The sequence below is a fragment of the Streptomyces sp. M41 genome (assembly GCF_043673425.1).
Lineage (GTDB): Bacteria > Actinomycetota > Actinomycetes > Streptomycetales > Streptomycetaceae > Streptomyces.
In genome coordinates, this window is record NZ_JBIMKE010000001.1 from 54363 (window position 1) to 64726 (window position 10364).

Annotated in this window: 9 protein-coding genes and 3 riboswitches; of the genes, 7 read left to right on the forward strand and 2 right to left on the reverse strand. The window is 70.6% G+C overall.

The window, feature by feature from the left end; genetic code table 11:
* The first annotated feature begins 48 nt into the window (after positions 1 to 48).
* From ACHBTE_RS00255 to ACHBTE_RS00285, 7 genes are all read left to right on the forward strand, one after another.
* Positions 49 to 1062: a FecCD family ABC transporter permease gene (locus ACHBTE_RS00255; RefSeq protein WP_394721572.1), complete on the forward strand. Its 1014-nt coding sequence runs from the start codon at positions 49 to 51 to the stop codon at positions 1060 to 1062.
* A complete protein-coding gene (locus tag ACHBTE_RS00260) occupies positions 1059 to 1898 on the forward strand; it encodes an ABC transporter ATP-binding protein (protein WP_394721169.1) in 840 nt (279 codons plus the stop codon). Before ACHBTE_RS00255 ends, ACHBTE_RS00260 begins: the two co-directional genes overlap by 4 nt.
* Positions 1899 to 2053: 155 nt before the next feature.
* Positions 2054 to 2746, forward strand: coding sequence for a (2Fe-2S)-binding protein (locus ACHBTE_RS00265; RefSeq protein WP_394721170.1), 693 nt, complete (start codon positions 2054 to 2056; stop codon positions 2744 to 2746).
* Between the two features lie 350 nt (positions 2747 to 3096).
* Entirely contained in the window at positions 3097 to 4404 is a 1308-nt protein-coding gene (locus ACHBTE_RS00270; RefSeq protein ID WP_394721171.1) for a YcaO-like family protein, read from the forward strand.
* Between the two features lie 50 nt (positions 4405 to 4454).
* Entirely contained in the window at positions 4455 to 5477 is a 1023-nt protein-coding gene (locus ACHBTE_RS00275; protein ID WP_394721172.1) for an LLM class F420-dependent oxidoreductase, read from the forward strand.
* On the forward strand, positions 5474 to 6859 hold the full coding sequence (locus ACHBTE_RS00280; protein ID WP_394721173.1) for an MATE family efflux transporter: 1386 nt from the start codon (positions 5474 to 5476) through the stop codon (positions 6857 to 6859). Before ACHBTE_RS00275 ends, ACHBTE_RS00280 begins: the two co-directional genes overlap by 4 nt.
* Before the next feature lie 124 nt (positions 6860 to 6983).
* Positions 6984 to 7057, forward strand: a riboswitch (cobalamin riboswitch).
* Between the two features lie 14 nt (positions 7058 to 7071).
* Positions 7072 to 7536 (forward strand): DUF4430 domain-containing protein, encoded by a 465-nt coding sequence (locus ACHBTE_RS00285; protein WP_394721573.1) that lies wholly within the window; start codon positions 7072 to 7074, stop codon positions 7534 to 7536.
* A 5-nt stretch (positions 7537 to 7541) separates the two neighbouring features.
* On the opposite strand, the gene ACHBTE_RS00290 is transcribed toward ACHBTE_RS00285, so the two are convergent.
* Together ACHBTE_RS00290 and ACHBTE_RS00295 are read right to left on the reverse strand one after the other, a co-directional pair.
* Positions 7542 to 8474, reverse strand: a complete 933-nt coding sequence (locus ACHBTE_RS00290; protein ID WP_394721174.1) for a cobalamin-binding protein — start codon at positions 8472 to 8474, stop codon at positions 7542 to 7544.
* A 28-nt stretch (positions 8475 to 8502) separates the two neighbouring features.
* The gene (locus ACHBTE_RS00295) at positions 8503 to 9915 is read right to left on the reverse strand and encodes a hypothetical protein (protein WP_394721175.1); all 1413 of its coding nucleotides are present in this window, start codon (positions 9913 to 9915) and stop codon (positions 8503 to 8505) included.
* A 118-nt stretch (positions 9916 to 10033) separates the two neighbouring features.
* Positions 10034 to 10107, reverse strand: a riboswitch (cobalamin riboswitch).
* 114 nt (positions 10108 to 10221) lie between these two features.
* Positions 10222 to 10354, forward strand: a riboswitch (cobalamin riboswitch).
* Positions 10355 to 10364: the final 10 nt, after the last annotated feature.

Sequence of the window (10364 nt, forward strand, 5' to 3'; positions counted from 1 at the left end):
CTCCGGGGAGTGGTCGAACGGGATGCCACAGTCCCGGGCCGCCGCCGGATGCCCTACCCGCTCGTGCTCCTGCTGCTTGGCGCGTCTGTCGTGGTCTCGGTCACGTTCGGGATCGCCGTCGGATCCATCAGTGTCCCGGCCGACCAGGTGTGGGGCATCCTGCTGCACCGGGTGCATCCGGCGCTGGCCGACCCGACCTGGACCGCAGTCCGCGAGACGATCGTCATCGACGTACGGCTGCCTCGCGTACTGCTGGCCGGGGTCGTCGGCGCGGGCCTCGCGGTGTCCGGGATGGCGCTGCAGGCACTGGTGCGCAACCCCCTCGCGGACCCGATGCTGCTCGGGGTTTCGTCGGGCGCCTCGGTGGGCGCGGTGCTCGTCGTCGTCTTCAACCTCGCTCTGTTCGGGGTGTTCTCGCTGCCGGTCGCGGCGTTCCTCGGCGCTCTCGCAGCGCTCGTCGCCGTCTACTTCCTGGCCCGGTCCGGCGGTCGGATGACCACCGTACGGCTGGTACTGGCCGGTGTGGCGATGGCCGAGGTGCTGTCGGCGCTCGCCAGCTTCCTGATCGTCACCTCCGACGACCCGCACAAGACACAGTCGGCACTGCGCTGGATGCTCGGCGGACTCGGCGGCACCACCTGGACGGTGGTGTGGATCCCCGTCGGTGCCGTCCTTCTCGGCACGGCCGTCCTGCTCGGCGTCTGCCGCTCCCTGAACCTGCTGCTCGCGGGGGAGGAGGCCGCCGTCGCGCTCGGCCTGGACGTGCACCGCTTCCGTGCCGCGCTGTTCACCCTGGTCGCGCTGTTGATCGGAACGATCGTCGCGGTCAGCGGCCAGATCGGCTTCGTCGGCCTGATCATGCCCCACGTGGTGCGACTGCTCGTCGGTGCCGATCACCGTCGCGCGCTGCCTGCCGCCGCGCTGCTCGGCGCGGCCTTCCTCATCGCCGCCGATCTCGCGGCGCGCACGGTCATGAGCCCGGAGGAGATCCCCGTGGGCATCCTCACCGCGCTGGTCGGCGGTCCCTTCTTCCTGTGGCTGATGCGACGGAGGACAGCATGACGAGGTCGACAGCCACAAAGACCGGCGCGGTGACGGCCACAGCGGCGCCCGGCACCCTGGTCGTAGAGGACGTCTCGGTCGTCGTCGAAGGCCGGGCACTGGTGGACCGGGCGTCCATGTGTGTGTCTCCCGGCGAGGTCGTGGGGCTCGTCGGCCCCAACGGCGCAGGCAAGTCCACCCTGTTGCGCACGGTCTACCGAGCCCTGCGCCCCACCTCGGGACGTGTGCTGCTCGACGGCCGGGACGTCCGGCGGATGTCCGGCAAGAGTCTGGCACGCCAACTCGCCGCAGTCCTGCAGGAGTCGGCCGCCGACTTCGAGCTCTCGGTCTACGACGTGGTGGCCATGGGCCGCACCCCGCACAAGCGGCCCTTCGACGGGGACGACGCCGACGACCGTGCCATCGTCATGGCAGCGCTGGACGAACTCGAGGCGGCCGGCCTCGCGCAGGCCCCGTTCAACCGGCTGTCGGGCGGTGAGAAGCAGCGGGTGCTCATTGCCCGAGCACTCGCTCAGCGGGCGGGGACGATGGTGCTGGACGAGCCGACCAACCACCTCGACCTGCGCCACCAGCTCGACACCCTGCGCCTTGTCCGCCGGCTCGGCGTGACTGCCCTCGTCGCCCTCCACGACCTCAACCTGGCGGCCGCGTTCTGCGACCGGATCTGCGTGATGGACGACGGCCGCGTGGCGACGACCGGGTCCCCCGCTGAAGTCCTCACCGTCGAATTGCTGGCCGGCGTCTACCGCGTCGACGCCGAGGTGACCAAGCACCCCCGCACCGGCGTACCCCACATCACGCTGCTTTCCGGTGGCGATCGCTTCGGAAAGGGGTGATGAGTCCGTGGCGACGGCCTGATTGCCGCGAGTTCACTGAAAAGCCGAGGAGATTTCCTCGTGTGCTCGTCATGCTCGGAGCGTGAATTCAGCACACCCGAATTCATATCCGACCGACCCGAGTTCGGTCCAAGATCAGAAATCTGGGAGTCGATGTGAACGCCCTGCGACAGGCACCCGCGCCCGTCATAGCCGAAGCTCTTGAGGACATCGCGGCCCTCGGGTCCTTCTTCTCGATCGAACTCGGCGGCGCGGGCTGCGGATGGCACCCGGTCGAGGAGACGTACGCCCGAGGTGTCGCCGATCTGATCACGGCGACCGCCGACCGCTACGACACTGACGAGAAACGTATCGGCGCCTCCATCGTGCAGCTCGGACACGCTGCGCGGCTGTGGTCACCGGTGCTGGCCTGCACTGTCGTGCACGGGATCGTCCCGGACCTGAGCCGACTGCTGCGCGCCGACGACGGCCCCGCACTGCGCCTGCCCGCAGCCCCCGACGGCTGGTACGCGCCGGGCTTTCCGCAGCTCACGGGCGTGTTGTACGAGTTGGTCATGACCCGGCATCTGGACGAGTTGGCCGCCGGACTGCGCGTCAAAGTGGCCCCCGGACTGCTCGCCGGGAACGCCGCCTCGGCACTTGTCGAGGCGGCCCGCGCCATCCTGGCGGTCAGAGCGGACCTGCGCGAACCCCTTGCCGAGCTCGTCGGCGAACTGCTCAACACTGGCCGGCTGGCCGGTACCGGAAAAGTCATCGGACCCGATCTCGGCTTCCGCAGGCGTAGTTGTTGTCTGTATTACCGGGTGCCTTCAGGAGTGAAGTGTGAGGACTGTTCACTGGCCGGATAAAATCCTCGACTTCTGGCCGGCAGCGGCTATTGCGGATTCGATTAGGCCGTCCTAATCTCTTAATGCAATCAGTTCGCAACTGCATGGGATGTGCATGTGAGTCGGCATGTCCTGTGCTCCGATCTGAGGAGGACCCATATGGCGCACCACGGCTGGGCGGAACCCGAGGAACCCCAGAACGGTCTGAAGTCCCACACCCCGGCGATCGACGCCCCCTTCGAGTGGCGTGAGGACGTCGAGGACGAGTAGACCGAAAGCTGAGCACCACGGCGGGGAGTGACGCACCGTCGCTCCCCGCCGCATGCCCCCGCACGCGCTGTACCGCCGAGCCGGAGAGGACGCGCAACGCCGTGCTGCCAGGTCTGATCGAACGGGTCACCCGCGACCGCCCCCGGGTCGAGACCGTGCCGAGCTGCGTCTCGTACAGCGCCCATCTGTCGGCGCGCTCCGCGTTCGCACCCTACGTCGTCGACACCGTCACCGGCGGCGCCGCCCTCGGTGACCACGACCGGGCTCGCGACGCGGCCATGGGTGAGGCGGTCGAACGCTACTGTGGCAACGCGGTACCACCCGTGCTGCCCATCGCGTCCCACCGACAACTGGCCCGAGCGGGAACGCCCGCGGTCGATCCTCGTGAGTTCGCCCTCTACTCGCCGTCCCAGTACGCCCAGCGCGGCTTCCCGTTCGTCGCGATGACCTCCGAGCTGGAGATCGCCTGGGTGCCGGGCACGGACCTCATCGACGGCGAGGAGGTCCTCGTCCCCGCGTCACTGGCGTACGTCAACTACTTCCGTGGCCCGCATTCCGCCGAACCACCCACCAATTACCCTCTGCTGGCAGGCACGGCCGCAGGCCGCAGCCCCGAGCAGGCGCGGCGCGCGGCTCTGGAAGAAGTGCTGGAGCGCGACGCCGTCACCGTGTGGTGGCTGAGCGGCGCACCGGCAACGGCACTCGTCCCGGAGCCGGGCGGTCCTGTCGCCGCCGCGGTCGGTGAGGCCCGGGCCGCCGGCCTCCAGGTGACCCTCCTGCTCATCCCCTCGACCTTCGACGTCACGGTCGTCGGGGTGGTCATCGAGGATCCGGCCCGGCGGCTGGTCGGGTTCGGCAGCGCCTGCCGCTCGACCGCCGAGGACGCGGCGGCCAAGGCGCTCACCGAGGCCGTCGGCATGCACGAGACCGGTCTGGAACTGCTCGACCACGACGGCGACTTCTGGACCGGCGTCCGCGCGGGCCGGTACGACCACCGTCCCTACCGGGCGTACCGGAGCGACCGGGCCTACCGGGACGACTTCCGGGCCGATCTGCGCGACATCAACGACGTACGCCTGCACGTGCAGTTCCACCTCGACCCGCGCACGCAGGGCTCTCGGCTCGACCGGCTACGCAGGCCCGGCCCGCCCCGTCCCACGCGCCCCGGTGTCGACACCGGGACCCCGTCAGGACTGCGCACCGTAGCCGTGGATCTGACGACACCGGAGGTTCGAGCCGCCGGCCTCCACGTAGCCCGTGTGCTCGCCCCCGGACTCAGCTGCAACGCCCCGGCCGCCTTCCCCTTCCTGGGCGGGCGCCGGCTGTACGTGGAACCGGTCGCCCGTGGCTGGGTGCCCGGGCCGCTCACGGAGGGCGGCCTCGAACTCGAACCCCTCCCGTTCTCCTGACCGTTCCACACCGCACCCGACCCCTGTCATCACACACGGAAGGAGCCCGCATGCGCCTCGGGCTGGCCCTGGGCTACGGCGGAGAACCCATCGAGCAGGTCCTGCCGATCGTCGAGCGTGCCGAGCAGATCGGTGTCGACTCGGTGTGGAGCGTGGAAGAGTACGGCCCCGACGCCGTCAGCGTCCTCGGCTATCTCGCCGCCAGGACCGAGCGGATCGAACTGGGCACCGCCATCATGCAGATCCCGGCACGTACCCCGGCCGCCACCGCCATGACCGCGATGACCCTCGACATGCTGTCCGGCGGGCGCTTCCGGCTCGGGCTCGGTCTGTCCGTCCCCTGGATCGTCGAGGGCTGGCACGGGCAGCCGTACGACCGACCGCTGCGGCGAACCCGCGAGTACGTCGACATCGTCCGCAGGGCGATCGCCCGCACCGAACGCGTCGCGCACGACGGTGAGATCTACCAACTTCCCTACCGGGGACCGGGATCCAGCGGACAGGCCCGGCCGGTGAAGTCGGAGATGACACCACTGCGCACCGACATCCCGCTCTACCTCGGCGCGATCGGGCCCCGCAGCGTGGCGCTGACCGGCGAGATCGCCGACGGCTGGCTCTCGGGCATGTACGCGCCCGAACACGAGAAGGCCCTGACCCGCCCCCTGGACGAAGGTCTCGCTCGGGCCGGCCGAGCACGTGACGACGTCCGGATCTGCCCGATCCCTTACGTGGCCCGCGCCGACACGGTCGAGGAGGGCCGCAACGCACTGCGGCCGCTGTTCGCCCACCTGATCGGCGCGGTCGGTCCCGGCGTACGCAACACGTACTTCGACGTGGCCTGCCAGATGGGGTACGAGGGACCGGCCCGCGACCTGCGGACGCTGTTCGCCGACGGCCACAAGGGCGAGGCCGTCGCGGCGGTCCCCGACACTCTGATCGACCAGGTCGCCCTCGTCGGCCCCCTCCCCGCCATCATCGACCGGATCATCGCCTGGAAGGACTCACGCGTGGATACCCTGATCCTGCTCGACCGCGACATCGAACTTCTGGAAGCCGCCCAGGCCGCGCTGTGACCGAGCGTTCCGCGACCGACCCGTCGGTGGACGACCCCGCCGGTACCGAACAGGCCCCGCCGGCCGTTCGGGGCGTATGGCGGCTGGCGTATCCACTGCTGGTCGCCGGGCTCACGCAGATCGTCCTGAACATCGTGGACACGGTCATGCTGGCCCGCCTGTCCACCGACGCCCTGAGCGCGTTCGCGCTCGCCGCGCCGGTGTACCTGGTCGCGCTCATCGTCGTACGGGGCTGGGCGACCGCCGTTCAGGTCCAGGTCGCCCAGCGTCACGGCGCGGGGCGACCCGACGACGTCGCGCGGGTCGTCCGGGTCGGCCTGATCACGGCGCTCGCCGCCGGCGTCGTCGTCGGGGCCCTGCTGTACGTGTTGGCCACGCCCATGCTGACCGTTCTCGGGGCCCCGGACGACCTGATCGGCCCCGGCACCGCCTATCTGCGCGTGCTCGCGTGGGCCGTGCCCGTCGCCGCGGTCTCCTTCACCTTGCTGGGCGCCTGCGCCGGGATCGGCGCGACACGGGTCTCCATGTACACCGCGTTGCTGGTCAACGCGGTCAACCTGCCCCTCGGCCTGCTGCTCATCTTCCGAGCCGGCCTCGGCGTCACCGGAGCCGCGATCGCCACCCTGGCCGCAACCGCCGCCGGAACCGGCTATCTGCTGCTGTACTGCCGCACCCGCCTGCCCCGGGCGACCGGCGAGGCAGCAGACAGCAGCAGGGACATCACGCGCGGCCTGTGGCGCATCGGCTGGCCCGAGATGAGCACCCTGGGCATCGGCTACATCAACGAGGCCCTGCTCGCGGGCTTCGCCGCGCGGATGGGCACGCATGAACTCGCGGCCTATCGCATCGTGGACAACCTGCTCCTCGTGGTGTTCACCGTCCTGGCCTCGGGAGCCTCCGCGGTGATGGTCCTGGCGGGGCAGGACCTCGGCCGGGGCGACACCGGCCGTGCCGATGCCTGGCATCGCGCGGGCACGAGGCTGCTGCTGCTCATGCTCGCTCTGCCGTCGGCGGCGGCCCTCGCCCTCGGCCCGCCGCTGATTTCCCTGGTCACCGAGGATCCGACGGTGGCCGAACTGGCCTGGGAGGCCACCCCCCTGGCCCTCCTGAGCATGGCGCCGATGGTGCTCGCAATGTCACGCGGCTCACTGCTGCGGGCAGCGGGCGACAGCCGGTCGGTCATGACCGCGTCCGTCACCGCCGACTACACGATGCTCATCCCGCTCGGCTGGCTCCTCGGAGTCCACCTCGGCCTCGGGCTCCCCGGCCTGTATCTGGCCTGGACCGCGTTCGCCGTGCTGTACGCGGTGCTGATCCATCTGAGGTACCGGCTGCGGTTCCGGACGGGGGAGGCCGCCGCGGGCACGACTGCCGGGTCGTAGCGACAATCCAGGGCGGGGGCCATTGCAGGGCACTGGCTGCCCGACTCCAACTCGCCATAGAATGCGGGGACTTCGGCGCGTATCCGGTCGTGGTCCGCACGACACTCCATACGCGCGCGACCTGGGGGAAGCCGGTGGGAATCCGGCGCTGACCTGCAACCGTGTGCGGCCCCGTGCGGGCCGCGAGCCGGGCTGCCCGGGCGCGTGTCCGCATCGCTTCCCACTGTCATGGTCCGCAGCACCTCGCCTCCGCACCGGCAGCGGCCCAGGCCAAGCCGGCCGCGCCAGGCACCAACGCCCCGGTCAAGGTGACACTGACCGTGCAGGGACCGGACGGGCCCCTCTTCAACGGCAAGGTCAGGACCAGGGGCCATGAGGTGACCACGGCCTCCGGCGGCATCCACAGATGCGACGGCACCAACGGCGGCGCCCATACAAGTGCCGTCCCGACCCCCACCTCCGCGCTCGACGACGCCGCCCGCAAGCGGAACTTCACCTGGGACGGCACCTGGTACGCGTCCTTCGACGACTTCCTCGTCGAGACCGTCAAGGAGGTGAACGGCGGGGGTGTCGCCTACTGGAACATCTCCGTCAACGGCACGTCGATACCGGTCGGCGGCTGTCAGTTCAAGTTGAACGCCGGTGACCAGGTGGCGTTCACCTGGACCGCGTTCTAGCCAAGTCAGTGGCCGGGGCCGTCCTCGAACGGGCGGGCCTCGGCCGCCGTCACCGCACCCCCGGCCCGCACACCGTGCAGGACATGCGCCAGCACCTCCGCGCCGCGGACCACGCGTGGCCCGGGGCGGTTGAAGTACGCGGGGCCGTCCAGCACCCACACACGTCCCCTGCGGACGGCGGGCAGGTCCGCCCAGCCGGGCAGACCGGTCAGCAACTCCCTCTCGCGCAGGGTCCGTTCCGGCGCGAAGCCGCAGGGCAGCACCAGCAGGACATCCGGCTGGGCCGCGCGTACGGCTTCCCAGGTCATCGGTTTGGTGTGCTCGCCGGGCGCGGCAAGCTGTGGCTCGCCACCGGCGCAGGTGATCTGCTCGGGCACCCAGTGCCCGGCGGGCCACAGCGGGTCCAGCCACTCGATGGCGACGACGCTGGGCCGGGCCCCCCGCCCCGCCACCGCGTCGCGCACCCGGTCGAGCCGGGCTCGCAGCTCGGCCCGACGACGTTCGGCACGCTCCCGCACCCCGAGCAGCTCGCCGACCGTGACCAGGCAGTCCAGTACGTCGTCGAGGGTGCGCGGCTCCAGGCTGAGGACGCGGGTGTCGCCGTCCAGGACGCGCACGGCCCGGCTCACCTTCTCGTACGACACGGCACAGACGGCGCACAGGTCCTGCGTGAGGACGACGTCCGGCCGCAGGGCGGCCAGCGCTTCGGTGTCGAGGGTGTAGAGGGACGACCCCGAGTGCGCCGAACCGCCCACCGCGTCGGAGATCTCACGGCTGGTGAGGTCGTCCGGGCTGAATTCCGCACCCGTGACCACGGGTACGCCGGCCACCGCCTCCGGGGGCCAGTCGCACTCGTGGGTCCGGCCGACCAGCCGCGCCATGAGACCGAGCTCGGCCACGATGTCGGTAGCGGCGGGCAGCAGGGAGACGATGCGCATACGGCGACTTTAGGCCCCGCTGCCCGGCTCACGCCCCCCAGCGCAGCGCGATCGTGTCCCCGACGTCGATCACCTTGCCGCGTGTCGCCGCCGTGAAGGACGAGCCGTCCACGGTCACCTTCCAGGTCTTCGACCCGCTGTTCGCCTTGCCGTTGATGGCGGTGATGGTGCCCGCACCGGACGACGGGGTCACGGAGACCACACAACCCGACGGGGTGGCGGCGCCGGTCGCCGCGTCGAGGACGGCACCGAGCGTCGTCGTACCGCCGGTCGGGGTGAGGGACACCGAGCACACCTTGAGGCTGCCCGCGCCGTCGTCCACCGTCAGCGCCAGCTTGGTCGCCGTACCGGAGGTGAAGGAGCCCTGACTCACCCACTGCGGCGCCCCCGAGGTCACCGGCACGGGCGGGGCGGAGGTGAAGCCGCCGCCAGCAAGGGCGCGCACCGCGTCGATGGAGGCGTACGCGGACGGCTGGGTGTCGCTCGGCAGGTACCTGAAGCCGCCGCCGGGGTTGATCTGCTGCGCGATCAGGAAGTCGACCGGGGTCTTGCCCATGGAGGTGAGGAAGTCGCCGGTCTGCGGGTTGATTCCGCAGGCGTTGAGGCCGGAGACGGCCCAGCCGTTGGAGTCGGTGTTGATGCCGTACATGGCGTTGAAGGCACCGCTGTTCGGCACCAGCTTGCTCTTGAGGAACGCCCTTGCCTGGACGATGTCGGTGTCGGTGTTCGGCACCCCCGAGACGCACAGCGCCGCCATCGCCGCACCGGCCATGTCGACATCGCTCGCGGCGGCCAGCTTGGCCGGGTCGCCCTCGGCCTTGGCGTAGTTCCAGCCGCCGTCGTCGTGCTGGTTGGCACGGATGCGGGTGACCATCGCGTTGCGCAGCGCCTGCGGAATGCGGGCCTGACCGGCCTGGGTCCTGGCGCCGCCCAGGGCGAGAGCGGCGAAGACGGTGCCGTTGAAATTGGCGGAGGGGCCGAAGTAGCCGGGCTCGGCGGTCTGCCAGTAGCGGTAGATGTCGGCGATCAGGTTGCGGGAGGCGGAGACGCGGGCCGGGTCGATGCCGGCGGCGTAGGCGTTGAGGGCGGCCCGCTCGTAGTCCGTGACGACGGGCGATGCCGACGGCCAGCTCGTCGTGGACAGCAGGTTGCGGTAGACGGTTCTCGCGTTCTTGCTTGCGTCGCCGCCCGGCGTGACGTCCACGGCGGCGGTTCCGGCGGAGGCGAACGCGCTGAACGCCCATTCGTTGGACAGCCCGGACCCGGCGTACGAACCGTCCGCGGCCTGAAGGGTCTTGAGGTAGGCGATGCCGTTGTTCTTGGCGGTGGCTATCTGTGCCGGGGAGGAGGTGGCCGACGCGGGGAGGGTGGTCAGGGCGAACACGCTGAGCGCCGCGGAAGCGACGAGTGCCGGGCGGCGAAGGGACCGGGGACGGGACATGGACGGCTCCTGAGAGTAAGGGACGTCGACCCCGAAACCCGGGCACGTACGGCGCGGCACCGGGTGCGGGCGCCGTCCGGGAACGCGTGGACCGGCTTCCAAAGGTGCATGCCCGCATGGGCATTCGGGCTCGGAACGACCCCGCCGTTCCACACCGCTGCGCGTCAGCCCCGGATTCACACCGGGTTCCCCCATGTGGCAGCCCAGGACGCTACTCGACTCCCGTGCCCGCCGCCAGACTTGTCTCGCCAGACTTGTCCCGGACGACCCCTTGCCACCCCTGTGCCTCTCCTTGACGCTGTCTGTGAACCATGTTCAAATCCGGCTGATACAGACGCAGTTCCAGGGGAAGCCGGTGTGACTCCGGCGCTGTCCCGCAACCATGAGCCCGGCGACCGCCGGGCGAGCCGGAACACCTGGCCGCGTGCTCTCAGCAACGAACGCAACGA